Genomic DNA, 24,391 nt, shown 5'->3' with positions numbered 1-24,391 from the left:
ACCTTTGCAGAATTATTTTTCAAGGGTTTTGAGAACGAAGTTGCTGTTGGTGTAAACGCAGATCTCACTGGCGATTTCCATCGACTTGCGGGCCACTTCGGCTGCTGGCATATCAGTGTTGCGCAGCAGGGCGCGTGCTGCGGAGAGGGCATAGGAACCACCGGAACCGATTGCGGCGACACCGTCGTCGGGTTCGATAACATCTCCGTTTCCGCTGATGATCAGGATATGTTCAGCGTCAGCTACCATGATCATGGCTTCCAGCTTGCGCAGGTATTTGTCGGTGCGCCAGTCGGTAGCCATTTCAACTGCAGCGCGCACAAGGTTGCCTGCATAGGTCTGGAGTTTCTTTTCAAACCGTTCGAAAAGGGTGAAGGCGTCTGCTGTGGCTCCGGCGAATCCGGCCATGACTTTGTCATGATAAAGGGTGCGCACCTTCACGGCGGAATGCTTCATCACCACGGCTTGCCCCATGGTGACCTGACCGTCACCGATCATGGCAGTGCCCTTGTCGTCTTTGACGGCCAGTATGGTAGTTCCTCTGAGTTCCATTTTCATCTCCTGATTCATCTATTTATCTTCTTTTTCATCGTGAAGATTGAGTTCAATTGCTATTCGCGTTTGAAGTTCCGTCTGGCAATAAGCCCGTCCCGACGGGGAATTTCGAATTACCAGAACATAAGTCTTGTGGGGGGGATGGCAAGGGGGGAAAGAAACGATAAAGCCCCTCAGTTGGAGGGGCTTCGGTATAAATTTTTGTTATCGTTTAACCCATGTTGCTTGATGCAGCCGATCGCCATAAGTAGATTCAAATTCTTGGTGCCATATTTTTTTGTATCCTTGAAGGAGCGTGTTTGAATTTATTTCTTCAAATTCTTCAGTGATACAGCCGTGGGTACTACGGAACATAAAATATGGGCCTCGTGGTATTTTTTTGAATATGGCTCTAAAATAGTTTGATTTTCCGTCTGTTTTCCCTTCAACTTCTACTGGGTAGTAATGTTTTTTTAATTGTGAATCAAAGTATAGTTGATATTCTTCTCCCCCCATCCATTCTGTATACTCTGATGAATCTATTTCGGTATAGTTTTTTACACATGCAGTTAGAAGGAGAATGAGAATAATTGGTATAATTTTTTTCATTGTTGTCTCCAAGTTTATTTATTCGCGAACTATTCTGAGGCCAATGTTTGGCTTCGGTGGGATTGGTTGAAATTTTTCTTTCTTAAGGCAATTTAGTGTGTCTGAATTACTACCATATCCACCCCCTTTTATTATTAGCGAATCGTTAGTGTCTGAAGAAACTATTTCCCATACATTTCCTAGGATATTATATAGGCCATTATTATCTTTTGTTACTCCTGTGCTAGTTTGGACCTGATTCATCTCGAAGTGAGCAATTTTATTTAAATCGAGTCCATCAGTTCCTGATTTGCATATGCTTTCCCATTCACTTTCCTTTAACAATCTAAATGATTTTTTGTGCTTTTTGCTTAGTGTAGTTAAAAAAGAATTTATTAGCTTAGGGGATAAGTATGCAATCGGTATCTCCTTGTCTGTGTAGCGATATATCTCATCATAAGGAGAGTGGATGTTTCCTACTGTTTCTTGCCATTGTTCGAGAGTGATTTCTTTATCCGATACAGATATGTATTTTGTTGGTGTTTTGACATTTACAAAGTTAAATTGGGGAGAATCATAGTTTTCATGCGAAACAAGGCCTTTGTCTTCAGAGTTTAATAGGGTCGAAGTATCTTTCTCATACGAATTAATGTCTTCGGCTACAGAATACTGAATAATAATTTTGTAACAATCGTCAGAACTGGATAATCCTGTTTTATGTATAACCCAGTCTGCTGATAATACTGTAGTCTTTTGTAGCTTATGAGAACATTGTGACGTTATTTGCTCATTGGATAGTAGAGCATTATTAATTTCTGTCTTTGAATCTATTAAAATGCCAATTTTTCTACATGCATCTTCTTCCGCCGCTATATTTGCTAACTTAATTACTTCAGCTTTTGATCTTATTTGTCCCAAGCAAACAAGTCCTTCGCCTGTGATCTTGTCTGCTAAAACCGATCCTGTTGTTAGTAGTAATATGAAGATGCTACAAAACAGGGAGAAGAAACTAAATTTGGTCATAAATGCACTCTTATATTTTTGGGTTGTACTTATATTTAATGATGCATGTTGTGTGTATGCTTGTCAATAATAAGGTCCCTCCCCCGACAAACGTCGAAGGAGGGACCTTATTATCGCTGTCAAATCAGTTCAGGATGACCTGAGTCAGTCATTCATCCTACTCCGCTGCCTCGCGAAGTTCCCTGACGGCCTTAGCGTAAGCCCGGAATACGTTCTCCCTGTTGATGATCCCGATGATTTCGTTGGGGTCGTCTTCACTTACAACCGGGATCTGTCCGTAGTCCGTATCAACAAACTTCAGCAGGGCGGTATAGAGGTCGTCATCTTTCTTGAGGGTGGCCGGTTTGGTGGCCAGATCCTTGGTCAGGATGAGATCGAAGAGGTCCGGGTTGAAGAGGTGGTTACGCACGTTCTGGATGGTCAGTATACCGGTGATAACGCCGTCTGAGTTCTTGACCGGGAAATACAGTTCGTTGGTGTTGGCAATGATGTCCGTCAGTGCTTTCAGGGTAGTACCCTCTTCAAGGGTGGTAACCCGGCCGGGCTTGTAGTGGGTTTCCACGTGCAGGCCTTCGAGGATGTTGATGGTCTTGTCCTCGATATGGGCGGGGGAGTCGAATTTGCTTTCCACCTGGTTCTCATAAAGCGAGAAGCTTCTGCCGAGCACGATACAAAGTGCCGAAGCCAGCATCAGCGGGGCGAGCAGGCCGTAGCCCTGTGTCAGTTCGCAGACCATGATCAGCGGCCCGATGGGGGCCTTGGCGACCCCGGCGAAGAAGGCGGCCATGCCTACCAGCACGTATCCTCCGGGCTGGGTGACGATGTCCGGGTAGTATTTTCCTGCCAGTTGACCGATGATGCCGCCGCTCATTCCACCGACAAACAGGGCCGGGGCGAACATCCCCCCGGACATGCCGGAGCCGATGGTAGTGGAGGTGGCGATGGTTTTACCGATTACAATGGCTACCATCATCATGATCGGCAGTTCGCCCATGATGGCCATTTCCAGCCAGCCGTAACCGCCGGAAAGCAACTGCGGGAAGAACATGCCCATGGTTCCCATGAGCAGCCCGCCGAGACCTGTGGCCCACATGAGGCCGACGCGGTCTTTGATCTTGAAGAAAACCGAGTACTTGATGAACCGGAAGGTGCGGATATACATCCAGCCTGCCAGTGTACAGGCAAGGGCCAGCGCGGTATAGAAAATCAGTTCCCGCGGGTCGTGGAAAACGAATCTGGGGATACCGAAGATGGGTTCGGTCCCGTAGAAAAATGTGAACAGGGAATAGGACACAACCGAGGATATGACCGAAGGCAGGATTGCCTCGGACTCAAAATCTTCACGGTAGATTACTTCGATGGCGGTAAGCGCGCCCCCGAGCGGAGCACGGAAAATAGCCCCGAGTCCACCTGCGGCACCTGCCAGCAGCAGGATTCTCCGTTCCTTGGCGGAAAGCTTCAGCTTCTGGGCCAGCCATGAACCAATGCCGGCTCCCATCTGGGTGATAGGGCCTTCACGCCCGGCACTGCCGCCAGTAGCAATGGTCAGCACTGAGGTGGTCCCCTTGATTATGGGAACGAGCGGGCGCATAAGTCCGCCGCCCTGGTGGAAGCACCTGATGGTAGCATCGGTGCCGTCAGTTCCGCCGGAAACTGTTTCCGGAATGTAGCGGTTTACAAGCCATCCGGTAATCAGGCCGACTGCAGTGGTACAGATGGGAATAGTCCAGGTGCGCAACTGGCCCGGTATGCCGTGGAAAAGTTCTTCGCCTTCGGGAGCGGGCAGGGAAAGACCTGCAAGCTGGTTCAGAAACATGAATTTGCCGAATTCAACTGCGGCAAAGAAGGCGACCGCGACGATGCCGGAAATGATACCGACAAGTATTCCAAGCAACAGCCATCTGAAATGGCTGATATTACGATAAGAGCGGACCAGATCGGTCCACATCTGAAGTTTGAGGAGAGGACTCATTAACAGGCTCCGGAACCGGATTCAGTCAGGTGCAGTCCGGGACGCACCTGGGATTCGGGATATGAAAGTATTTCTCTGGCAAGACCTATATCAATTCCAATGCGTTCCTTGAGCTCGTCCAGACCGTTGAATTTGCGTTCGGAACGGATGCGCTGGATGAAATGGACCCTGATATTCTTGCCGTAAATGTCGTGGGAAAAATCAAGGATGTGTGCTTCGACCGAAAGGGCATCGTTGCCGAAGGTCGGGTTCTTGCCGATGTTGGCAACTCCGGGCAGGACCTTGCCGTCCACTTCAACGCGTATGGCATAGACTCCCGTCTTGGGGAAAAGCTCGTCTTCAAGTTTGATGTTGGCGGTAGGAAAACCGAGCAGCCGTCCACCCCGATTCATGCCGTGAACAACTTCGCCTCGGACCTGATAGAACCGGCCCAGCAACGGGCGTACATCCCAGACGTTGCCTTCCTGAACCATGTCGCGGATACGCGAGGAACTGACCACCGCATCCATGATTATGACCGGGTCAAGACGTTCTATGCCGTATCCGTATTTATCGCCGAGTTCAGCCAGTACCTTGTAATTACCACTGCGGCCTTTGCCGAGAGCGTAGTCGTATCCCACGACCATCTCTTTCATATTCAGCGGGTCGAGAAGGAATTTCTTTACAAATTCTTCAGGAGACAGGGCTGCAATTTCCCGGCTGAACTTCAGAGCCAGAATAATGTCCGGGTTGTGCAGGGCGATTAGTTCCAGCTTCTGCGAAGTAAGGGTAATAAAGGGCGGGGTTTTGCTGTTGACCAGCACCCGCAGGGGGTGAGGGTCGAAGGTTACCACAACGCTTTTCAGTCCGTTGGCTTTAGCCTTCTGGCAGGTGCTGCAGATCAGTTTCTGGTGTCCTTTGTGAACACCGTCAAAATTGCCTATGGTTACACAGGCTCCATTTTCAGGCCGGATGATTTCTTCGATTGATTTTGTAATGATCATTATGAAAGTATGTTAACTCTCTCAAGTGACAATGTATAATAATCACTTGAAATGATTTCTATTGTTGTGGATCAATGTTTGTCGGTCGCAAGGGGTGGGCCCCCTGTATCTTCCGTGGGCCGACTGGCTGCTGTGCAGTCGTTCAATAGAGTTGAATGGCGGAAGAACACAAAACTTTATCCCATGTAGCCCTAAACCACAAGTCTCGGAAACGGAGGATTATTGTATGCAGGGCTGTTTGGCAAGGTTTTAATTCGCCATAAAAGAATGGGTCCGGTTATGGCTGACCGGATCCACAGACAATTTTCGGAGTGAGAGACACATCAGCCCGGAACATGGTCAGCAGGACAACAGGTGGGAGATCATAAAGTTCACACTGCTCCCTGTATCCTCTGCTGCTCTCTATCATGGAGCGTGAACCGGACAAGACGGGAGAGGGCGGTGGCTGATCTGTTTTATTGTTTTGGCCCTCTGCCTCCATTTTCCGGGGGATTGATTGTTTCCTGCAGTTTGCGCAGCAGCTCTTTCTGTTCGGGGGTGCGGGCAAGTCCTTCGGCTTTCTTCAGGTGGAACTCTGCCTGCTTGGGGTTGTTGCCGTACAGGGATGCATAAGCTAGCTGTATGTGTGCCTCGAAATAATTCCCGGATTCGCCAAGCATGCGCCCAAGATGGTAATGTATTTCCTGATCTTTGGGGACCATTTCAGCTACCCTGCGCATGGTCAGGATTGCCTGCGCGTAATTCTTGCGCGCAGCATCAACCCTGGCAATGAAAAACAGGGTCATGGCGTCCTGCGGGTCGCGCATGTAGGCTTCCCTGAGCAGCGGTGCGGCCTTGTCCATCTTACCGATGGTGAAGTAGAAGCGGCCTTCTTCGCGCAGGATCAGGGTGTCTCCGGGACATTCGGTGTGGGCCTGTTCAAAGGCTTTTTCCGCTTCCTGATTTTTCTTCATGCGCGAGAGGATTATTCCCTGTCCGAGATGGTCAAGGCAGGTCCGCTGATCCTCGGGGATATTGTTGTAATGGGCGAGCGCTACTTCAGGATCAGTCATCCGCGCCCTGATAAGAGTCTGTATCTTATGAAACTGGGCATCGTCGTCGCGGCGCTGGAAGTAGGCGGGAGGCATTCTGCGGAACCTTTCATTCAGGTAATCAATGCGTGCATCAAGACCCGGGTGAGTTGAAAGGTAGGTCGGGATGTTGCTGTTGCTCACATACCACTGTCTCTGTTTCATTACCTTGAAGCTGTTTACCATACCTTCGGGGTTGAAGCCGGAGGCAATTAGGTAGTTCATGCCTAGGTGGTCGGCTTCGCGTTCGTTGGCCTGAGTATAAGACAGATAAGCACTCTGTCCGGCTCCCATTGATCCGATGGCCAGTGCGCTCCCGATGTTGCCGGCATTGCTTCCGCCGGACATGCCGATCAGCATACCGGCAAGAGTACCGAGGGCGCTGGCAATATTGACTAATTTCATCTGCTCAATGCGACGGGCCACATGGCGCAGGGATACGTGCGCAAGTTCGTGGCCAATTACAGCAGCGAGCTCGGATTCATGTTTAAGGTTCAGGATCAGCCCTGTGTATACATAAATATATCCACCAGGAACTGCGAAAGCGTTCATGGAGTTGTTCTGAATTACCGCTGCGGTAATCGGAAACGGCTGGGGAGGCATTTCCCTGGCTACACGCGCCACAAGTTTTTTTACGTAGTCGGTAACCTGCGGGTCGAGAACTACTGGCATCCGCTGGTGTACCATCTTGTCGAATTCCTTACCCAGCTCAATTTCATCTCTTACAGTGAAATCACCGAATATGGAGGAAGCCGTTGCCTGCGGGGTAATCCAGAGAGACATTACGAAAAGCAGTAGTAGGGTTGTAGCCTGCAGCAGGATCCTGTTTCTGAAAATCATGATATAATATGTTGTTTATATTGGATTGATAGTCTTGCTGACAACATGGGCATGTAGAAAATTCAGGTGGTGACATAAATAAATCTGTCATACTTCTTATCAGGAACATTAAGTTCTGACAGGGGGGTTGTAAACCCCGGATTCGGGAAACGGCAAAGAAAAAGGCCTCATGACGGATCATGAGGCCTGAGTCTGTTCATACATGGCAATATACTATTTGCCCATCATATCGAAAAACTCTTCATTATCTTTGGTGCCCTTCATCTTGTCGAGCAGGAATTCCATGGACTCGATGGTGTTCATGGGGGCGAGAAGCTTGCGCAGGATCCATACCTTGTTCAGAACATCCTGATCAAGCAGCATCTCTTCCTTGCGGGTACCGGAACGGTTGATATCGATAGCCGGGAAAACGCGCTTTTCAGCCAGCTTGCGGTCAAGATAGAGGTCCATGTTGCCGGTTCCCTTGAATTCTTCGAAGATAACTTCGTCCATACGGGAGCCGGTATCAATAAGTGCGGTGGCTATGATGGTCAGACTGCCGCCTTCTTCAAGGTTGCGTGCCGCACCGAAGAATCTTTTGGGGCGCTGCATGGCGTTGGCATCCAGACCTCCGGACAGGACTCTGCCGGAAGAGGGAGTAACTGCGTTGTATGCGCGACCGAGGCGAGTGATGGAATCAAGCAGGATGACAACGTCGCGTTTGCGTTCAACCAGACGTTTGGCCTTTTCAAGCACCATCTCGGTAACCTGCACATGGCGCTGCGGAGGTTCGTCAAAAGTGGAGCTGACAACTTCTGCCTTAACGGTGCGTGCCATGTCGGTGACTTCTTCGGGACGCTCGTCAATGAGCAGGACGATCAGGTCTACGTCAGGATGATTTGCGTTGATGGAGTTGGCGATATTCTGGAGCATCATGGTTTTCCCTGTGCGGGGCGGTGCAACAAGCAGTGCGCGCTGTCCGCGTCCGATGGGGGAAAGAATATCGATGACTCGTGAGCTGAAATTTGTGGGACCGTTTTCCATCTTGAAACGGCTGTCCGGGTAGATGGGAGTCAGGTTGTCGAAGAGAACCAGATTTCTTGAATGCTCAGGTGCTTCAAGGCCGATCTCGTTTACCCTGAGCAGAGCGAAGTATCTCTCTCCTTCTTTGGGAGGCCGGATCTGCCCGGAAATAATGTCTCCTTTTCTGAGGCCGAATCTTCTTATCTGGGAGGGGGAGACGTATATATCGTCCGGCCCGGGCATGTAGCTGTAAGTTGGGGAACGCAGGAAGCCGAATCCGTCGGGAAGAACTTCAAGAACCCCTTCACCGTATATCTGGCCGTTTTGCAGCGCGCAACCTTGGAGCAGGGCGAAGATGAGTTCCTGCTTACGCATTCCGTTGGGGTTTTCAACTTTAAACTTGGCAGCCAGATCCATTAGATCCGACATGTTCTTTAGTTTCAGTTCAGTCAGGTTCAGGTTGTTTGTCTTTTTTTCTTGGCCCATACTGTATAACCGGAGTTAAAAGTTTATAAAATATTAAATTTTTTACTGCAAAAGAACAGCCAAGCGCACACGAGTTTTCTGTACGCGGCAAGTTTCTTCTGCGTAAAATTAATGAATGTATTGTGTTGGATTTATTTCCTAAGCGAGGGGCAGAATTTCTGCGCGAATATTAAAAATCAACTTTCGTCAACTCTTCCCGCATTGCCCTGTGGCAGTCGGCTAGTCAGGCTTTTGCATGCATCATATTCTGGATAAATGATTAGGGCGTATTCCTGCGGCTGCAACTAATAGGGCATTAACTGAAAGAATCGTTTATGACAAGTTGTTTGAGTGTATTTTTCAGGATTCCGCGTCCTGCTTCTCAAGTACGTCACTGAAAAGTTCATTGATTTCAGTCTTGATTTCTTCCTGCTCAAGACCGAGGGCGAAAGACAGCTCCATGGAAACCAGTCCCATGGCCTGCTCCAGCAGTCTGCGTTCGCCAAAGGAAAGCTCTTTGTCTCGGCCGATGAGGAACAGTTCTTTCAGCACGTAGGCAACATCCTGAAGATCGCCGCTTTTCAGCTTTTCAGAGTATTCACGGTAGCGTCTGTTCCAGTTCTGTCCAGTATAACCGGTGAAGTCGGATCTGTCCTTGAGGCATTCGAATATCTTAAGACCTGCTTCCTTGTCGCAGACAGCCCGCAGGCCGACGTTCTTGGCGTTCATGACAGGGACCATGAGCGTCACATTGTTGCTCAGAATGCGGACTATATAAAATTCGGCGGTAGCGCCACCGATTTCCTGACTCTCAATACGTTCTACTTTGCCGACACCCTGTGAGGGGTAGACAACCAGCTGCTCTAACTCAAACACTCATGGCTCCTTGGAATTGCAAAAGAAATGCTGTACAGGGCGGAAGTATCATCTGTCTGTATCCATTCCGCTTTTATGTTGGCGCGATCAAGTACAAAAAGGACATTTGGCCTGCGGTTGCAGCGAATTCCTTTCTATTTCCTTTGAACCCCGATTTAGTGAACTTTTTATTTGGGGGAATTGTTGCGAAAATGTAGTCTAACCGAAATGAAGAAAATAGTCTACGACTGCTTGTCAGTTGGTTCCGGAACAAAGGAGTTCATGAACTGTGTTGCATCGCCCTGCCCGCGCCTGAAATAAAGGTTCAGGCCCTTTATGGCTGCCTGGGACATCTGCGCTGCCGTATCAAGCTCTTCCGTGGTGAATTCTTCCAGAACATAATCTTTCACCTGTGATGAAAATTCCGGTCTGCCTATGCCGACCCGTATTCTGAAAAAGTCCGGTGAGCCCATGGTCTGCTGGATTGATTCCAGCCCCCGGTGTCCGTTGTTGCCGCCGCCTTTCTTGAATTTCATCTTTCCGGCAGGAAGGTCGAGCTCATCGTGAATGACGAAGACATTTCCGACCGGGATGGAATATTTGCCGCATATGGCGGCCACGGCTTTGCCGCTCAGGTTCATATAAGTCAGCGGTTTGGTGACAAGCACGTTGCTTCCGGCCACGGTTACGGAGAAAAGTTCGTAGTCGCCGGAAAGGTCCATTTTCTTGTAGCGCATGCTTTTGCGGGAGGCTGCCATTTCAGCCAGGGCATCAACGGCCATGAAGCCTATGTTGTGCCTGGTTTTGGCATACTGGGGTCCGGGGTTGCCGAGACCGGCGATGAGTGCCTTGTATTCCATGTGGAGAACCTACCGTAAAAGCTTAATTCTGAAAATTGTGTCCGGTCCTGAAAATAGCAAAGGCCCCGGAAATTCCGGGGCCCGAATACACGTATGTATCGAGAAGCTATTTTTTCTTTTTCTTGCCGCCGTCTTCTTCCTCAGCAGCCTTGGCGGAGCCGCGGCCTGCAGCACAGCGGACGAGAGCGAAGTTGCTGTCAAACTGAACGTTTGCACCTTCGCCGAGGTCGATTTCGTTAACAAAGAGAGTGTCGCCAACATTCATCTTGCTGATGTCAACAGAGATAACTGCGGGCAGGGTCTCTGCGGTGCAGGAAACAGACAGTTTGTTGCGGTAGACAGCCATGCGGCCGCCGAGCTTTACACCGGGAGCTCTGCCTTCGGTAACAACGGGAACATCAACCTTGATGTTTTTGCCGGGAGTTACACCCAGGAAGTCGATGTGGTTAACACGTGGGCGAACGGGATCGTTCTGAACTTTCCAGACCAGGGTGTCGTAGGCTTTGCCTTCAACTTCGAGGCTGAAAACACGGGTTGCACCGGTTGTACGGTACATTTTAACGAATTCGATTTCGTTAACAGTCAGAACCTTGTTGTCGCCTTCCTGAGAGTAGAAAACAACGGGAACCAGACCCTTGTTACGAATCTTGCGGTTAGCGGACTTGCCGGTTTCAGTGCGGAGTTCCGCTTTGAGAACTGCTTTCTCAGACATAGTTATCTCCTTATGTTTTAACCTGCTGCCGCTCAGAAATAGACCGGCAGAGGGTGGGAATAGGCTTATTTATACGAAGAGAACGCTTACGGAAGATTCTGTGTGCACGTTGTGGATGCACTTTGCCAGAATTCCGGCAACAGATTTAACCTTGATCTTGTTGCACTTGGCGATTTTCTCTTCGGGAATGGGCAGAGTGTTTGTAACAATAACCTCGGAGAAAGGTGCTGCAGACAGTCTGTCCATTGCAGGCCCGGAAAGAACCGGGTGGGTAGCGCAGGCAATTACATCTTTTGCGCCGTGTTCCATGAGAACCCGGGCAGCCTGACACATGGTGCCTGCGGTATCGATCATGTCGTCCATGACCACGCAGGTTTTATCCTTTACTTCGCCGATGACATGCATGGCCTTGGCCTGGTTGGGGGCATCGCGGCGTTTGTCGACGATGGCCAGTCCGGCGTTGAGGCGTTTTGCGTATGCTCTAGCGCGTTCAGTTCCACCTGCATCAGGGGAAACCATAACCATGTCTTCCTCACGGGTGCGCAGTTCTTCGAGAAGTACGGGAGCAGCGTAAATATTGTCTACCGGAAGGTTGAAGAAGCCCTGAATCTGGCCTGCGTGCAGGTCGATGGTGACAAGTCTCTTCATGCCTGCAACGGTCAGGCAGTCGGCACAGAGTTTTGCACTGATGGGGGCGCGGGGAGAAACCTTGCGGTCCTGTCTTGCGTACCCGTAGTAGGGAACAACGGCGGTCACGCGGCGGGCGCTGGCTCTTTTGAGCGCGTCCAGCATGAGGCAGAGCTCCATGAAGTGAAAGTTTACAGGATCACAGGTAGACTGGACTACGAATACGTCACAGCCGCGCACATTGTCCTGAATTTCGATGCGGATTTCGCCATCACTGAACTTCTCGCGCAGACAGGGAGTGAGTTTGCTGCCGAGATGGTCGCAGATTGCTTCCGAAAGCGCCAGATTTGACGAGCCGCTGATAATCTTGAGTTCACCGTTCATTGTCGGTCTCCACCTTGACCACTCGGGACAGGAAAAGAATTTGGCAGGGATGGTAGGACTCGAACCCACGAATGACGGGACCAAAACCCGTTGCCTTGCCAACTTGGCGACATCCCTGCACTAGATTATGTAGAAAAATATACTTTAATTATGAAAATCTGTGAAGAACAGAGGCTGTTCCGGTTGCTCTGAGTCCGGCTGCGGCAATTTCAGCTTCTTTATCATTCCTGAAGAACGAAATTACACTGGCACCGCTTCCGCTCATGACAGCCCCGCAGGCTCCGTTTTTCAATAAATATTCCTTTGTTTTCCGTATAGCGGGAAACTCGGGAAGGACGACTTCTTCAAAGTCATTGAACAAAGTCACCCTCGTTTGAGAGGCCGTTTTAATATTACCGTTGGTGCAAGTTGTCAAGCTGAAGGACGGGATTTTTTTCAGAATATCTGATCTTTCCCTGCTGCTCCATGCCTTGTATGCCCAGGCAGTGTTAACGTGCACATCCGGACAGGCCAATACCCCAGTAAGCCCAGAAAGGTCAACCTCGCAGGGGGTGAGAATTTCACCTATTCCTTTGGCCCAGGCCGGACCGTCAAGCAGGAAGAAAGGCACGTCCGCTCCGAGCTTGGCGGCAAGGGCGTTGAGTGCGCCATGTTCCATACCGGGACTGCCGGGATGTCCATTCAGAAAACGCAGCATTGTTGCTGCATCGGAGCTTCCGCCGCCAAGGCCCGCGCCGGTCGGGGTGCGCTTGATCAGTTCCACATGCAGTCCGGGGCGGAATCCGGTTGCATCGGCATACCGGTCCCATGCTTTATATATAAGGTTGTCCTCGGCAGGCAGATCGAAATCCGGACAATGTATGGTACAGCCTGTGCCGGTTTCAGTTATTTCAAGTGTGTCGGCAAGAGCAGGAAACGGCAGGAACAGTGTGTCGAGTTCGTGGTAACCGTCTTCCCTTTTGCAGACTATCTTAAGGTAAAGATTCACCTTTGCCGGGGCAGTCAGTGTAGTCGTTTTTTTGTTCATGGGCTGTCTTTAACTTAAAGCTTATAAATAAGGAAGCCCGTCCTGAGGCTTTCAGGACGGGCCATTTTTATTGAGAGAGTCAACAACGTGTCAGGATTACTTGTTTTTAATCTCTATGGTGCGGAAGATGTTGTTGCCCTGACGCTTGAGGAGCAGCATGACCAGTCCTCGTTTTTTGCCTTCGGTATTGATGATTTTCTGGAGTTCAGCAATGGAGTTGACCTTGTGCTGGTTTGCTTCCAGAATTACGTCGCCTACAGCAACGGCAGCTTCTTCAGCCGGAGACCCCTGTGTTACTTCAATGACCAGCAGGCCTTCGGGTTTATCCAGTTCCAGGGAGTTGGCTTCAGCTTCCCGGTCAACCTTGCGAACGATCAGCCCCAGCTCATCAAGGTTTTCTTCTGCAGACTTGGGCGAGATCTCCTCTGCCTTTGCCACAGCGGTTTTCCCGTTGCGGTCACCCAGAGTTACGTAGAGCTTTTTGCTGCTTCCCTGACGCCATACTTCAACGGAGACTTTCTTGCCGGGGGGCAGAGCTGCAACAGTACGCAGCAGGTCGTTGGTATCATCAATCAGCTGGCCATCGACCTTGAGAATCACGTCGCCGATCTTTATGCCGCCCTTGTCAGCGGGATCGCCCTGGTTGACGGAGTTGACGAGTGCTCCGGTTTTCTGCTCCAGACCAAGCGCCTTGGCTGTTTTTTCGTCAGCATCCTGTATGGTAACGCCCAGCCAGCCGCGGCTGACCTTGTGGTCGGTCTTGAGCTGGTTGATGACGCTTTCAGCCATGTTGCTGGGTATGGCAAAGCCTATTCCCTGACCGCTTGCAATAATCGCCGTGTTTATGCCGATTACCTTGCCTTTGAGGTCGATAAGCGGCCCACCGGAGTTGCCGGGGTTGATGCTGGCATCGGTCTGAATGAAGTTATCAAACGGACCGGCTCCGATGATGCGGCCTTTGGCGCTGATTATTCCCTTGGTCACGGTGTGTCCGAGACCGAAGGGGTTGCCGATTGCCAGAACCCATTCCCCGACCTGTGCAGCCTCGGAGTCGTCAAACTCGAGGTAAGGCAGTTTTTTACCGGCATCTATTTTCAGCAGGGCAAGGTCGGTTTCCTTGTCGCGGCCGATGATTGTGGCCGGATAGTCGCGACCGTCATTCTGCAGCTTGACATTGATTTCATCAGCCGAAGCAACAACGTGGTTGTTGGTCACGATGTAGCCGTCGGCAGAAATGATGAATCCTGATCCAAGTGATCCGGTCTTGCGTTTCTGCTTGGGCTGGTTGCCTCTTCCCTTGTTGTTGAACTGCTTGAAGAATTCCTCAAAAGGATTTCCGTCTAGGCCGTCTCCGTGAAATCTGAAGAAGTCTTCCATGGGATTACCCACATCGACCATTTTCACGGTGTTGATGTTTACAACAGCCGGGCCGCATTTTTTTGCTAGCTCCACAAAGGAAGGCAGCCCCTCCGCCTGTGCGAAGACCGGGAGTACGAGTACTGTGATGAGAGTCAGTAAGCCTAAGTAGTGTTTCAATTTCATGTAACCTCCTCAAACTGCCGCCCGGAAAACGGAGCAGGCGGCAATGCAAGAAATTATAGTATTCTTTTTTTAAAAGTAAATAGCTCGACGTGAATACTGTGGAGTTGTAAAACTTTCCATTTTTTTGTTAAGCAGGGGTATCTGGAGGAAAAGTGGATATAGATGCCATCGAAAAGTTTAAGGTCCAAGTGGCCGGAGAGATCCTTGACGTGTTCGGGGAAGTTCAGGAACTCTTTGATGCCCGGGATTTTTATCTTGAAAAGATAGGGGACTGGTACGCAGTCCGTTTCACTCAGGCGCTGGGCTACAGGCCTGTCTGGAAGTATGAGCCGCTGGTGCGCTACAGCTTTCAGCACAAGGCCTGGGAATGCAAAATAGGAACGGCCCGTTTTCTGACCAGTGGATGCCCTTTTTTTGAACTAATCTGCGAACTGCGCGGCTACACACTAGCCGGGACGGTTCCGCAAGATGCTGTTGTCCTCGATGCCGGACCGTGGAACGGTATATCCGGCATGTATTTCAGTGCTGCCGCTCGTAAAGGGCTGGTAATCCTTCTAGAACCGGATAATGAAAGCGCGGACTATCTGGCCGGTGAAATTCAAATGAACCATTTTTCAAATACGGAACTGGTTCGAAAGGCTCTTTACGTTCGTAGCGGAGAGGTCGGGTTCCAGCACCGTGATTTCGGGGCGAGTTCCATTGCCAGCGGAAGCGTAATGGTTGTTCCTTCCATCGGTCTGCGGGAACTGGCGGCGAAGTATGCTCCCGGCGGGATAGATTTTTTCAAAGTGGACATCGAAGGGGCGGAGGTGGCTGTGGCTGATGATCTGGCTCGTTATATAAGTGAGAATAAAGGCTCGTGGGCTGCAATTGCTTCTTACCACAAAGTGGACGGGGTAAAAAGTTTCATAAAACTGGAGAAATGTTTTTCCCGTTATCCGGAGCTCGTGTTCAAAACAGTTTATCCTTATCACCAGACTACATTTGTTGCCAATGCGGAGAATGAAGACGTTGCACGCAGCATTCGAAAGCTGACAAGTTTTGAAATAGGCTGGAAGGCCATTCAGAGGGATCTGCGGAACAGGGGCGGGACAGACTGATCAGCTTGACGTGTCCGGTTTCGGCAGGCTATGCCGGGCGCGGATAACTTATTGGTACTGCAAGTATATATTTCAGGAGAGATCATGACCCAGTCCGATGTATTAAGAAAAGTATACGATGACCAGCTTAAAGAACAGGATAGGAACGGAGATTCAAAGGGAAGGGCCGAAACTCTTTTTCAACTGGCCAAGCAGGAAGTTTCCGAAGGCAATCAGGAGGCGGCCCTGCTGCTTTTGATGGAATCATACTCCCGTTTTCAGCAGGTGGGGGATGCTCAGGGTCATTGCTTTGCCGGAGAGCTGTTGGGGCAGTTGCTTTTTGTTTCCGGTAACCGAGAGGACGGGGTGCGGGTTATCCGGGAAGCCTTGCGTGGCTTTAAGGACATGGGCTTTGAGGAAGAGGCGGCAAAGACCGAGGAACTGCTTGCAGCGATGAAGGAGTATGCAGGGGCAGACTCTTAGCTCCTGCCATTATGGAAGTTGTTTTGGTCGAAGAAGTTGCTTCTGGATAGAATTTTGAATGCTGCTGCAGGAAAAAAGGCTGATTTTGTAGGCTTTTCCTGGGAGTGTTTACTTTATCCACTCACTGATTTTTAAGAATTAAAAAAGCTGACATGTTGGCGTTCAATAACGAAAAAAGGACTTAAGAATCTCTTCCTAAGTCCTTGATTTTACTGGTAGGCACGAGCAGCTTTGAACTGCTGACCCCTTGCATGTCAAGCAAGTGCTCTACCCCTGAGCTACGCGCCTATTTTTGGGCCGACTCGCTGTCGACGAAAGAGGTTCTACTTGAGAGGGTGTTGTCTGTCAAGAAACTTTTTTGAAAAAGTTTCATGATTCTATCTGGTTTTCATAATAATCTTCGGGGTGTGGTACTAATCGCGGTAGAGCAGACGTTTATAGCGTTTTCCGACGGTGAATATTTCCTTTTGCCGGCAGGTTTGTATCTTTTGGGCTTTTCTAAGATTTGCCTCTCTGATACTAAAGTTCTTATGTCTGTGCAGAGTGAAGAAAAAATCTATAAAATCGGGCAGGCTGCCAAGCTTGTTGGGCTGAAATCGTACGTATTGCGTTTCTGGGAAGGAGAGTTTGAACAGCTTGAGCCTATTCGCACTCCATCCGGACAGCGTTTGTACAATGACGGCCATATTGCTTTGATCAGCAGGATAAAGGCCCTGCTGCATGATGAAGGTCTTACCATTGAAGGCGCACGCAAACGATTGGATATGCCTGAAAGCAGGGTCGGAGATGCCGTCAGCACCGTAGAATTACCTGCCCCCAGAGTTGAAGATCTTCCTCTGTTCAAGCATGATGCAGAATCCGAAGAATCACCCAGGAAGGCTACGCTTCATGAGATCCATGCCGCGTTGCTTGAAATAAGGAAACTGCTTTCCTGACCTGTTTTGAATTGAATGAAAAAGGGAGTCTCTGACCGTAAAAGTCTGAGGCTCCCTTTTTTGTGGAATTACTTGATTGGCGGAAACTCTCGGGTGTCGCGAGAGTTCAGATATAGGCAGAAGGCCGCAAAAGAAGCGATAAATCCCGGAAGAATTGGTTCCCACGGAATTTTGTAAAATACAGGATGGACCATGGCGGAGCCGTACAGGGCCGCAAAGCAGGCGATCAGGGACAGGTAGAACGAGCGCGACAGTGCGCCCGCCGCGGCAATGACCATCCCGGTCCAGAAGATCTTTTCCGGAAGAATATGTGGTTCAACAATGTAAACCTGCCATGAAAGAAACATGGTCCCGGCCGCTGTAATTGCTTCAAGAATCGGCGAAAAGCGATTCTGGTCGAGCAGGTACATAACTGACCTTGGCAGCAGGAAACAGGAATAAACACACAGCCCCAGCGAAAAGGAGAAGATGTAGAAGAAGGCTTCCGTCATATACGGTGGGTCGGGGTCGGGATTAAGCATGTTGGGCAGGAATCCCTGATAGTGGGCGTAGAAAAGAAATGAGCCGACAAGGACGATGATGCTCGGCCATAGTAGCGCGCCCGGCACCTTGCGGTGGGGTTTTAAATTGAATTTCTTAGCGATGACGAGAGGTATTGCTGCTCCGAATATGGCCATATGGCCCAGACAGAAGTACAGCAGCGTAGTTTCTTTGAACTTTACGGCAAACCTGTAACCAAATTGATCAGGCCAGAAACCTAGCAATTGATCTAAAAATCCCGGTAGCTTGATCATGGTAAGCAGGTATAATGCGTATGCCGTAAGGCTTGCGAACAGTAAGAGCCACTTGTTTTTCATGAGGCCTTATTGCCTGATTCCGGGGATGTTGGCAACTCCAAATGATTTTAAGGTGGTCCGGCAGGAATTATTCATCAAGGAAGTGTCTTTGTCCCAATTATAGTTTGATTTTATTTGTCGAGGATATATACTTAAGGAGATGTTTAGATAATTCATTTAGATTTTTGATGTTAGATTATTTGTGAAACTATCCGGTCTTAAAGGCCAATACCAAGCGGAGTGTTTATGGGTAAGGGATCGAAAATCATAATCTCGGTTGTGGCTGGACTGCTGGTCGTTGTCGTCGCTGCAATGGTGCTGGCAACCATCCTGATTGATCCTAATGATTATAAAGATGATATATCCAAGCTTGTTCGGGAAAAAACCGGGCGAGAGCTTGTCTTTGACGGAAAGCTTGAACTTTCAGTCTTTCCGTGGATAGGGGTCAGTACCGGGGGAATAAGTTTTTCCAATGCTCCTGGATTCGATGGAAAGAATATGTTCAGCCTCAAGTCGGCAGATGTGAGTGTAAAGTTGCTCCCCCTGCTCACAGGAAAGGTTGAACTTAAGGCCGTAGACGTAGCGGATCTCCAGCTTTATCTCATGCGGAACAAGAAAGGGGTGACCAACTGGGCTGACCTGACCGGAGAGGAAAAGAAGCAGGAGAAGACGGAGTCCTCTTCAGGAACCGGCCATTCCGAGTTAAATCTTTCCGTGGCTGGAGTTAATATCGAGAATGCCAAAATTGTCTGGGATGACCGCATGGAGAATGTTCGTCAGGCAGTGGATGATTGCGACATCAAGGTGGACGGATTTGCACCGGGAAGCCCGTTTAAATTTTCAGTGCATGTGGCCGCCTCCTCGACCAAGCCTGAAGTAAATGCGGATATTGACCTTGCCGGTGAAGGAATTATCTCCGGAGATTTCAAGCAGATCAGCGTCATGGGGCTCAATGTTGTCGTCGATGCCTCCGGTAAGGCTGTTCCAGGCGGAAAGGGACAGGTGAAGGTTTCTGCAGACGTCGCGCTGGATATGCTTAAGGATACTGCGGATGTGGCCGGACTTGTGCTTGAAGCTTACGGAGTAAGGGCTGAAAGCAGTCTTAAAGCCTCCGGGTTTACCGGAAAGGCTCCAGCCTTTTCCGGAGACCTGAGCATACCTGCTTTTAACCTGAAAAATTCTCTTGAACAGATGGGCATGCCCATGAAAACGGCTGACAGCAAGGCTCTAACCTCTGTCGGCATGAATATGACTTTCGCCGGGACAAAGAGTTCGGCTGAGATAAAGAACCTGCTGGTGAACCTTGACGAAACCGTAATCAAGGGGCTGTTCTCCTTTGCCAATCCTGACAGGCCGGACATTGTTGCCCAGCTTGGAGTGGATAAGATTGATGTGGACAGGTATCTGCCTCCAAAGGAGGAGGCAAAGCAGGAAAAGAAAGCAGAAAAGGCCGAAGAAAAAACAGATGGTGCATCCGGAAGTAAAGAACTCATCCCGGTTGATCTCCTGCGTAAGCTGACTCTCAAGGTCGATCTTACTGTTGATCAGCTTGTTGCCGCAAAAGCCAAAATCAGTGATGTTGTGGTCAAAGTTCGTTCAAAGGACGGCGTTTTGACAGTTAAACCTGCTTCGCTGAATGTTGCCAAGGGAGCATTTACCTCTACTGCGGTGGTAGATGCCAGTGGCAAGGTTCCGGCCATGTCCATGACCGCTTCACTCAGCGGGCTGGATGGGGCTGTGCTGGCGCAGGATATGACCGGAAAGGACAGTTTTTCCGGTAAAGGTGATTTCAATACCAGTCTGAAGACCGTCGGGAACGACATGAAAACCATCTATGCCAATCTTGACGGTAATCTCGGATTTAAATTCCTTGATGGCTATGTCTCAGGTTTTGACATTCTCTATATGGCCGGAGATGCCTTTTCTGTTTTGACCGGCGGGGCATTCGGTAACCGTGACAGCCAGAGGACTGAGTTCGGTGAGGTCTCGGCCACTGCAACAATCAAGAAAGGCGTTGCAGTAAACCGCGACCTGATTATGAAATCCCCTCTCCTGCGCGCTGAAGGGGCCGGGACAGTTGATTTGAACACTATGACTATCGATTATGCCCTTGATGCAAAGATCGTCGGTACCCTTGAAGGACAGGGCGGAAAAAGCATGCAGGATCTGGTCGGTCTGACTGTTCCGGTAACGGTGAAGGGTGACGTGGCTGATCCGTCCATCATGGTCGATCTTCCGAAGTTTGCCGCAGTTCTCGCCAAGTCCGGGTTCAAGCTTGTGGGTAGTGTTATTGAAGGTGTCGGTGATGTGCTGGAAGGTATAGGCAACACAATAACCGGAAAGAAACAGCCGAAATCCGGTAAGACACAGGATAAGAATCCTGTTCAGGAACTGGGTAATACTATCAAGAAACTGTTTTAATCATAAATAGTTATATTGTTGCTAAAGCCGCTGTCCTTTGTGGAGAGCGGCTTTTTGTGTTTTATCCGCCATGATCTGCCAGAGGATGACATGTATAGATTTTAATATATCTTTATGGATTTTAATGAGGGAGGTTTGAATGAGAGATAATGATTTGTACGATGTGATCCTGAGGGAGATGGTAAAGGTGAAGGAGGGGCATAAATGCCCTGAAAAGGCAGCATTATCCGTGATGGGGGAATTTTCAAAGGAAAGTGTATATGTTTCAACAAGGTATCTCAGGCATGCAGGGCTGGCAGCCAAGGTCCTCAAATTGCGGAACGATGGTCTTGAAACGGGAGAAATTGCCCAGCGTCTGGGAATATCCAAACGACATGCCCGGCGTCTGTACGCCAGCATGATGAACTGATTGAATCGATGTTGCTGGATTATTCCATTATGTTCTGCTCGAAGCTCGGAGTCTGATGTTGCTGCTCGGGAACGAAGTTGCTCTCGAAACTGGCATCCTCTTTTCTCTCCACCGGTCCGGATGTGTTCACCAGCGGATCAATATACGGTGATTCTTCAATAGGCAGCAACGAGCGGGTTTTTGCGTTGAGCGGTACAGTCCAGTCGTAAGAGCCCATTATTTCCCCATCTCTTAAGGTCGAGACCGCAGCAGTGATTGTTATCTGTTCAGAGCCCACGGAATAGGCTCCTGCCAGAACACACTTGATCGGGGCAGGCAGTCCGTCGTCCATAGGTCTGGTCGGAAATTGAGAGCTGTCCGCTACGACAGCAAAGCCTTCCTGAGCAATTCTGGATGCCACCTGTTCGGTAAGAACTTTGGCAAAATCGGTTTGAACATCGCTTCCACGCATACGAAACATTGTCACGGTGATCGGTGATCCCGGCGGAAGTCTTTCTTCAAGCTGATTGGCGATGATGTTGCCTGCCTTGTAGTTGAGTTCCACCATGGGTGTCTCGTCTTCCTTGAAAAAGGACCCTGTTGTGGGGCGTTTGCCAAGATAGTCAAGTGTGCGGTCTTCCCAGCCGGAACAGGCTGCGACAGACAGAAGCATTGTGCCGGCCAGTAATAATGATATGGACTTGGATTTCATTGAAATTCCCCGTTTTTGGTAACTGCAGAGTGCAGGAATTGCCTGCGCTCAATGGTTAGCAATGAAGATGCCACGAAAGAAAAGAGGTGTTTATACGGCCCCTTGACCTCGTGGCATAGGAATTTGTTCCAGCAATTCAGGTGAATATGGACGGTAAAATGACTGTTGGTTAATCCAGCCGGGAAATAATTTCTCTAATCAGTGCGGACATGGCGGCTGAAGATTTAGCTGCCTGTTCAATTACCGCTTCGTGTGTTGTTTCGGCCATGCAGTCAGGAAGATTCTTATTGGTCAGGCAGGCAATACCCATTACTTTCAGTCCCATGTGTACCGCCGCGATGGCTTCAATAGCGGTGGACATACCGACCGCGTCAGCTCCGAGGGTTCTGAACATGCGGGTCTCAGCGGGTGTCTCAAGATTGGGACCACTGACCTGCACGTATACTCCTCTCTCCAGCCGTACCGAAACTGATTTCGCAGCCTCAAGGGCAATACTGCGCAGTTCATCACAGTAGACTCTGCTCATGTCCGGAAAGCGAAGCCCCCATTCTTCGTAATTCGGTCCGGTGAGTGGAGAATGTCCGGTGAAATTGATGTGGTCAGTAATGAGCATGAGATCTCCGGCGTCAAACTGGGGATTCAGAGCCCCGGCGGCATTGGTGATGAATACTCTTTTCAGGCCGAGTCCACCCATAACCCGGACCGGCGTACAGGCTTCGGCTGCAGTGTATCCTTCATACAGGTGAAATCGCCCGCTGAAGACAAGTACCGGCTTTTCTTGCATAAATCCGTATACAATCCGGCCGCTATGCCCTTTGACCGTGGATTGCGGAAGACCCGAAATGTCGCTGTACGGGATCTCTGTACTGTCCTCAAGTCTGGTTATGGCTTCCCCGAGGCCGGAGCCCAGAATTATTCCTGTTGCATGGGGTTGAAAATTATCTATCTTTTCTAGTATATGCCTGTTAATAATAGATATGGATTCGGGGGAGGTCATAGTCTTTAACTCTTGGTTATGAGGTTGATACGTATGGAGGGCAGGACCGGGGTCTGGGACAGTCCCTGTCCGCCTGCTTCACTACTAACTGAAAAGAGAACGGGATTCTATGGATTTTTCCACTTTAATCGGCATGCTGGTGGGGCTTTCCCTTGTTGTGGGAGCGATTTTTATCGGCGGAGCTGTTGATGTTTTTGTCAATATCCCCGGCATGATGATTGTTCTTGGCGGTACTCTTGCGTCAATCTGCGTTGCGCACCCGTTTGAAGAGGTTCTGCAGGCGATCCTTGCAGGCTTCAAGGCCTTTTCATCCAGAAAGGTGCGGGTCAATGATGTGGTAAACATCATGGTCAAGGTTGCTGAAATCAGCCGTCGCGAAGGTCTGATCGCTCTTGAGAATGTACAGACTGAAAACGTCGTTCTGAGAAAATCCTGCCAGCTGATTGCGGATAACGCCGACCCGGAATTGATTCGGGCCACTCTCTCCATTGAAATTTCGGCCATGAAAAGAAGGCACAAGATTGCTCAGGATGTTTATAAGCGTCTTGCTGGGCTTGCACCTGCATTCGGGATGCTCGGAACTCTGATAGGTCTTGTGCAGATGCTTTCGAATCTGGAGGACCCGTCCTCCATCGGCCCGGCGATGGCTGTAGCGATCCTTACGACATTTTACGGCTCGCTGCTTGCCACTCTTCTGTTCATTCCTATCGGGGCTAAACTCAAGGCAAGGACTCTTCAGGAACAACTGCATCTTGAAATCATTTTTGAAGGGGCGAAATCAATCCTTGAGAATAACAACCCCAGACTTGTATATGAAAAGCTGTCCTCTTTTCAGGCTCCCAAGGACCGGACCGGAGATTAGACCATGGATGATGAACTCCTTAAAGGTTCGCTTATTGCCGACGAAGCCGATGACGATGAGGATTCCAATGAGTGGATAACCACTTTTGCAGATATGTCGATGCTGCTGCTGGTTTTCTTCATTCTCCTTTATTCTATGTCCGAGATTGATGCCAAAAAGTTCGACATGACTTTTCAGTCCGTGACAAAGGCTATCCACGGAAAGATGGACAAGGTGGCAACAAGCAGGACCGAGCGAGAGGAAGCCGGGGCCATCCTTAATCAGGTCATGACCCGCAGGCAGATAATCAAGGCTCAACGCAAGGTTTTCGAAGATGTAAAATATCTCCAGACCACCAAGGGCGTGGAGGGGATAATGAGTGCAAAGTTTGAGGACGGCAAGGTTACGATCAAGCTGCCCTCCGATGTGCTGTTTGACCCGGGACAGGTGGAACTCAACGAGAGAGGCGAGGCTGCGGTCCGGGCTTTGAAGGATTTTTTCCTGAAACATCCTGATCAGTACATCAATATAAAAGGTTATACGGACAATTCACAGCCCGGCAAAGGCAGCCGGTTGAAGGACAACTGGGAGATTTCATCTTTGCGCGCTGTGAATGTCTTGAGATATTTGATGAAGATGGGCATTAAGCCGAACAGGCTTACTGCCACTGGACTTGGAGAAATGGACCCGCTGGTTCCGAACAATTCCCCGGCAAACCGTCAGCGTAACCGCAGGGTAGAGTTCGTTCTGGATAAGATAATGACAGGACCGTAAGGGAAACGGTTGCCCGAGTCAGCGATGCCGGGCATTTTTGGGAGAGAAATATGGATATTTCTTTTGACAGCAAGAATCAGTCTCGCGGAGCTTTCCGCACAAGTATTCCGGGACTTGTGATTAAAATTTCCGGTCATCCTGCACCGCTTGTGGTCAAGGATTTCAGCGTAGGCGGCCTTGCTTTTGCTTCGGGAGGCAGAAGGTATAACGTCGGCGACCAGTTCAAGGTTGATTTTGTTCTGGGGCCGAAAGTTCTGCTGGCCGGACTGACCATCAAAGTGGTCAGGGACATCGGCGAAGGGCTGATGGGCTGTATCTATGTTGACCTGGATAAGTATCAGGAAGAACGCCTCGATAAGCTCGTACTTGAAGTGCAGAAGCGTATGATCATGCTGCGCAAGAAGAAGGGAGCCAATGGCTGATTGCCGGCAGCGGTTTTAG

The 24,391-nt window shown here is 49.7% G+C and carries 24 protein-coding genes and 2 tRNA genes; 8 read left to right on the top strand and 18 right to left on the bottom strand.

Translation table 11 applies throughout. The features are described 5' to 3' along the window. Nucleotides 1–12 precede the first annotated feature (12 nt). The 14 genes from hslV to N7E73_RS03545 all read right to left on the bottom strand — a co-directional run bounded on the left by hslV (nucleotide 13) and on the right by N7E73_RS03545 (nucleotide 14,484). A complete protein-coding gene (gene hslV / locus N7E73_RS03610; protein ID WP_432737650.1) occupies nucleotides 13–552 on the bottom strand; it encodes an ATP-dependent protease subunit HslV in 540 nt (179 codons plus the stop codon). A gap of 207 nt (nucleotides 553–759) precedes the next feature. Continuing rightward, the gene (locus N7E73_RS03605) at nucleotides 760–1,143 is read right to left on the bottom strand and encodes a hypothetical protein (protein ID WP_432737649.1); all 384 of its coding nucleotides are present in this window, start codon (nucleotides 1,141–1,143) and stop codon (nucleotides 760–762) included. An 18-nt stretch (nucleotides 1,144–1,161) separates the two neighbouring features. After that, nucleotides 1,162–2,145 (bottom strand): formylglycine-generating enzyme family protein, encoded by a 984-nt coding sequence (locus N7E73_RS03600; RefSeq protein WP_432737647.1) that lies wholly within the window; start codon nucleotides 2,143–2,145, stop codon nucleotides 1,162–1,164. Between the two features lie 157 nt (nucleotides 2,146–2,302). Further along, nucleotides 2,303–4,117, bottom strand: a complete 1,815-nt coding sequence (locus N7E73_RS03595) for a chloride channel protein (RefSeq protein WP_432737646.1) — start codon at nucleotides 4,115–4,117, stop codon at nucleotides 2,303–2,305. Further along, complete coding sequence (locus tag N7E73_RS03590) at nucleotides 4,117–5,100, bottom strand: bifunctional riboflavin kinase/FAD synthetase (RefSeq protein ID WP_432737645.1); 984 nt, start codon at nucleotides 5,098–5,100, stop codon at nucleotides 4,117–4,119. The genes N7E73_RS03595 and N7E73_RS03590 overlap by 1 nt, the downstream gene beginning before the upstream one ends. Before the next feature lie 455 nt (nucleotides 5,101–5,555). Next, a complete protein-coding gene (locus tag N7E73_RS03585; RefSeq protein WP_432737644.1) occupies nucleotides 5,556–7,010 on the bottom strand; it encodes a M48 family metalloprotease in 1,455 nt (484 codons plus the stop codon). Between the two features lie 213 nt (nucleotides 7,011–7,223). Continuing rightward, nucleotides 7,224–8,498: a transcription termination factor Rho gene (rho, locus tag N7E73_RS03580; RefSeq protein WP_432737643.1), complete on the bottom strand. Its 1,275-nt coding sequence runs from the start codon at nucleotides 8,496–8,498 to the stop codon at nucleotides 7,224–7,226. Between the two features lie 339 nt (nucleotides 8,499–8,837). Next, nucleotides 8,838–9,353 carry a CarD family transcriptional regulator gene (locus N7E73_RS03575; protein WP_432737641.1) on the bottom strand — a complete coding sequence of 172 codons (516 nt, stop codon included), beginning with the start codon at nucleotides 9,351–9,353 and terminating at the stop codon, nucleotides 8,838–8,840. A 221-nt stretch (nucleotides 9,354–9,574) separates the two neighbouring features. Beyond that, nucleotides 9,575–10,192 (bottom strand): aminoacyl-tRNA hydrolase, encoded by a 618-nt coding sequence (pth, locus tag N7E73_RS03570; RefSeq protein WP_432737640.1) that lies wholly within the window; start codon nucleotides 10,190–10,192, stop codon nucleotides 9,575–9,577. A gap of 106 nt (nucleotides 10,193–10,298) precedes the next feature. Further along, nucleotides 10,299–10,904, bottom strand: coding sequence for a 50S ribosomal protein L25 (locus N7E73_RS03565; protein WP_432737638.1), 606 nt, complete (start codon nucleotides 10,902–10,904; stop codon nucleotides 10,299–10,301). A gap of 69 nt (nucleotides 10,905–10,973) precedes the next feature. Then, on the bottom strand, nucleotides 10,974–11,915 hold the full coding sequence (locus N7E73_RS03560; protein WP_432737637.1) for a ribose-phosphate diphosphokinase: 942 nt from the start codon (nucleotides 11,913–11,915) through the stop codon (nucleotides 10,974–10,976). Between the two features lie 41 nt (nucleotides 11,916–11,956). Further along, a tRNA-Gln gene (locus tag N7E73_RS03555) sits at nucleotides 11,957–12,032 on the bottom strand. Between the two features lie 31 nt (nucleotides 12,033–12,063). Continuing rightward, nucleotides 12,064–12,942, bottom strand: a complete 879-nt coding sequence (ispE, locus tag N7E73_RS03550; protein ID WP_432737636.1) for a 4-(cytidine 5'-diphospho)-2-C-methyl-D-erythritol kinase — start codon at nucleotides 12,940–12,942, stop codon at nucleotides 12,064–12,066. Nucleotides 12,943–13,038: 96 nt separating this feature from the next. Beyond that, nucleotides 13,039–14,484, bottom strand: a complete 1,446-nt coding sequence (locus tag N7E73_RS03545; protein WP_432737634.1) for a DegQ family serine endoprotease — start codon at nucleotides 14,482–14,484, stop codon at nucleotides 13,039–13,041. A 152-nt stretch (nucleotides 14,485–14,636) separates the two neighbouring features. On the opposite strand from N7E73_RS03545, the gene N7E73_RS03540 reads away from it, so the two are divergent. Next, on the top strand, nucleotides 14,637–15,584 hold the full coding sequence (locus N7E73_RS03540) for an FkbM family methyltransferase (protein ID WP_432737632.1): 948 nt from the start codon (nucleotides 14,637–14,639) through the stop codon (nucleotides 15,582–15,584). Nucleotides 15,585–15,668: 84 nt separating this feature from the next. Continuing rightward, a complete protein-coding gene (locus N7E73_RS03535) occupies nucleotides 15,669–16,046 on the top strand; it encodes a hypothetical protein (protein WP_432737631.1) in 378 nt (125 codons plus the stop codon). Nucleotides 16,047–16,259: 213 nt separating this feature from the next. Here N7E73_RS03535 and N7E73_RS03530 read toward each other — a convergent pair. After that, nucleotides 16,260–16,334 (bottom strand) — tRNA-Val (locus N7E73_RS03530). A 242-nt stretch (nucleotides 16,335–16,576) separates the two neighbouring features. Between N7E73_RS03530 and N7E73_RS03525 the strand changes: the two genes are divergently transcribed. Then, the gene (locus N7E73_RS03525) at nucleotides 16,577–16,981 is read left to right on the top strand and encodes a MerR family transcriptional regulator (RefSeq protein ID WP_432737629.1); all 405 of its coding nucleotides are present in this window, start codon (nucleotides 16,577–16,579) and stop codon (nucleotides 16,979–16,981) included. Between the two features lie 68 nt (nucleotides 16,982–17,049). Here N7E73_RS03525 and N7E73_RS03520 read toward each other — a convergent pair whose 3' ends face one another. Then, nucleotides 17,050–17,838: a hypothetical protein gene (locus N7E73_RS03520; protein WP_432737627.1), complete on the bottom strand. Its 789-nt coding sequence runs from the start codon at nucleotides 17,836–17,838 to the stop codon at nucleotides 17,050–17,052. Between the two features lie 225 nt (nucleotides 17,839–18,063). Here N7E73_RS03520 and N7E73_RS03515 point away from each other — a divergent pair, with 225 nt between their 5' ends. Both N7E73_RS03515 and N7E73_RS03510 read left to right on the top strand, forming a co-directional pair. Next, a complete protein-coding gene (locus N7E73_RS03515; RefSeq protein WP_432737625.1) occupies nucleotides 18,064–20,238 on the top strand; it encodes an AsmA family protein in 2,175 nt (724 codons plus the stop codon). A gap of 139 nt (nucleotides 20,239–20,377) precedes the next feature. Next, complete coding sequence (locus tag N7E73_RS03510) at nucleotides 20,378–20,647, top strand: hypothetical protein (protein ID WP_432737624.1); 270 nt, start codon at nucleotides 20,378–20,380, stop codon at nucleotides 20,645–20,647. Between the two features lie 19 nt (nucleotides 20,648–20,666). On the opposite strand, the gene N7E73_RS03505 is transcribed toward N7E73_RS03510, so the two are convergent. Beyond that, entirely contained in the window at nucleotides 20,667–21,338 is a 672-nt protein-coding gene (locus N7E73_RS03505; protein ID WP_432737622.1) for a hypothetical protein, read from the bottom strand. Between the two features lie 169 nt (nucleotides 21,339–21,507). Further along, complete coding sequence (locus N7E73_RS03500) at nucleotides 21,508–22,335, bottom strand: purine-nucleoside phosphorylase (protein ID WP_432737620.1); 828 nt, start codon at nucleotides 22,333–22,335, stop codon at nucleotides 21,508–21,510. Nucleotides 22,336–22,444: 109 nt separating this feature from the next. Here N7E73_RS03500 and N7E73_RS03495 point away from each other — a divergent pair, with 109 nt between their 5' ends. Genes N7E73_RS03495 through N7E73_RS03485 form a run of 3 tightly spaced genes read left to right on the top strand, consistent with a single transcriptional unit; the run spans nucleotide 22,445 to nucleotide 24,372 of the window. Then, nucleotides 22,445–23,197, top strand: coding sequence for a motility protein A (locus tag N7E73_RS03495; protein WP_432737618.1), 753 nt, complete (start codon nucleotides 22,445–22,447; stop codon nucleotides 23,195–23,197). A 3-nt stretch (nucleotides 23,198–23,200) separates the two neighbouring features. Beyond that, nucleotides 23,201–23,950 carry an OmpA/MotB family protein gene (locus tag N7E73_RS03490; protein ID WP_432737616.1) on the top strand — a complete coding sequence of 250 codons (750 nt, stop codon included), beginning with the start codon at nucleotides 23,201–23,203 and terminating at the stop codon, nucleotides 23,948–23,950. Nucleotides 23,951–24,000: 50 nt separating this feature from the next. Continuing rightward, entirely contained in the window at nucleotides 24,001–24,372 is a 372-nt protein-coding gene (locus tag N7E73_RS03485) for a PilZ domain-containing protein (RefSeq protein WP_432737614.1), read from the top strand. The last annotated feature ends 19 nt before the right edge of the window (nucleotides 24,373–24,391 follow it).

Origin of the sequence: Maridesulfovibrio sp. FT414 (assembly GCF_050916235.1) — a bacterium.
In the GTDB taxonomy this organism is placed as follows: domain Bacteria; phylum Desulfobacterota; class Desulfovibrionia; order Desulfovibrionales; family Desulfovibrionaceae; genus Maridesulfovibrio.
The sequence above is the reverse complement of the archived record's forward strand: the minus strand, read 5'-3'. Positions and strand labels throughout refer to the sequence as shown.

Bases quoted from the DNA above. Each gene is read 5' to 3' on its own strand.
- N7E73_RS03600 (WP_432737647.1), bottom strand. From the start codon at position 2,145: ATGACCAAATTTAGTTTCTTCTCCCTGTTTTGTAGCATCTTCATATTA.
- N7E73_RS03505 (WP_432737622.1), bottom strand. From the start codon at position 21,338: ATGAAATCCAAGTCCATATCATTATTACTGGCCGGCACAATGCTTCTG.
- pth (WP_432737640.1), bottom strand. From the start codon at position 10,192: ATGGAATACAAGGCACTCATCGCCGGTCTCGGCAACCCCGGACCCCAG.
- N7E73_RS03495 (WP_432737618.1), top strand. From the start codon at position 22,445: ATGGATTTTTCCACTTTAATCGGCATGCTGGTGGGGCTTTCCCTTGTT.
- N7E73_RS03500 (WP_432737620.1), bottom strand. From the start codon at position 22,335: ATGACCTCCCCCGAATCCATATCTATTATTAACAGGCATATACTAGAA.
- N7E73_RS03605 (WP_432737649.1), bottom strand. From the start codon at position 1,143: ATGAAAAAAATTATACCAATTATTCTCATTCTCCTTCTAACTGCATGT.
- N7E73_RS03510 (WP_432737624.1), top strand. From the start codon at position 20,378: ATGAGAGATAATGATTTGTACGATGTGATCCTGAGGGAGATGGTAAAG.
- N7E73_RS03520 (WP_432737627.1), bottom strand. From the start codon at position 17,838: ATGAAAAACAAGTGGCTCTTACTGTTCGCAAGCCTTACGGCATACGCA.
- N7E73_RS03560 (WP_432737637.1), bottom strand. From the start codon at position 11,915: ATGAACGGTGAACTCAAGATTATCAGCGGCTCGTCAAATCTGGCGCTT.
- N7E73_RS03565 (WP_432737638.1), bottom strand. From the start codon at position 10,904: ATGTCTGAGAAAGCAGTTCTCAAAGCGGAACTCCGCACTGAAACCGGC.
- N7E73_RS03535 (WP_432737631.1), top strand. From the start codon at position 15,669: ATGACCCAGTCCGATGTATTAAGAAAAGTATACGATGACCAGCTTAAA.
- N7E73_RS03590 (WP_432737645.1), bottom strand. From the start codon at position 5,100: ATGATCATTACAAAATCAATCGAAGAAATCATCCGGCCTGAAAATGGA.
- rho (WP_432737643.1), bottom strand. From the start codon at position 8,498: ATGGGCCAAGAAAAAAAGACAAACAACCTGAACCTGACTGAACTGAAA.
- N7E73_RS03515 (WP_432737625.1), top strand. From the start codon at position 18,064: ATGGGTAAGGGATCGAAAATCATAATCTCGGTTGTGGCTGGACTGCTG.
- N7E73_RS03595 (WP_432737646.1), bottom strand. From the start codon at position 4,117: ATGAGTCCTCTCCTCAAACTTCAGATGTGGACCGATCTGGTCCGCTCT.
- N7E73_RS03585 (WP_432737644.1), bottom strand. From the start codon at position 7,010: ATGATTTTCAGAAACAGGATCCTGCTGCAGGCTACAACCCTACTACTG.
- hslV (WP_432737650.1), bottom strand. From the start codon at position 552: ATGGAACTCAGAGGAACTACCATACTGGCCGTCAAAGACGACAAGGGC.
- ispE (WP_432737636.1), bottom strand. From the start codon at position 12,942: ATGAACAAAAAAACGACTACACTGACTGCCCCGGCAAAGGTGAATCTT.
- N7E73_RS03525 (WP_432737629.1), top strand. From the start codon at position 16,577: ATGTCTGTGCAGAGTGAAGAAAAAATCTATAAAATCGGGCAGGCTGCC.
- N7E73_RS03545 (WP_432737634.1), bottom strand. From the start codon at position 14,484: ATGAAATTGAAACACTACTTAGGCTTACTGACTCTCATCACAGTACTC.
- N7E73_RS03485 (WP_432737614.1), top strand. From the start codon at position 24,001: ATGGATATTTCTTTTGACAGCAAGAATCAGTCTCGCGGAGCTTTCCGC.
- N7E73_RS03490 (WP_432737616.1), top strand. From the start codon at position 23,201: ATGGATGATGAACTCCTTAAAGGTTCGCTTATTGCCGACGAAGCCGAT.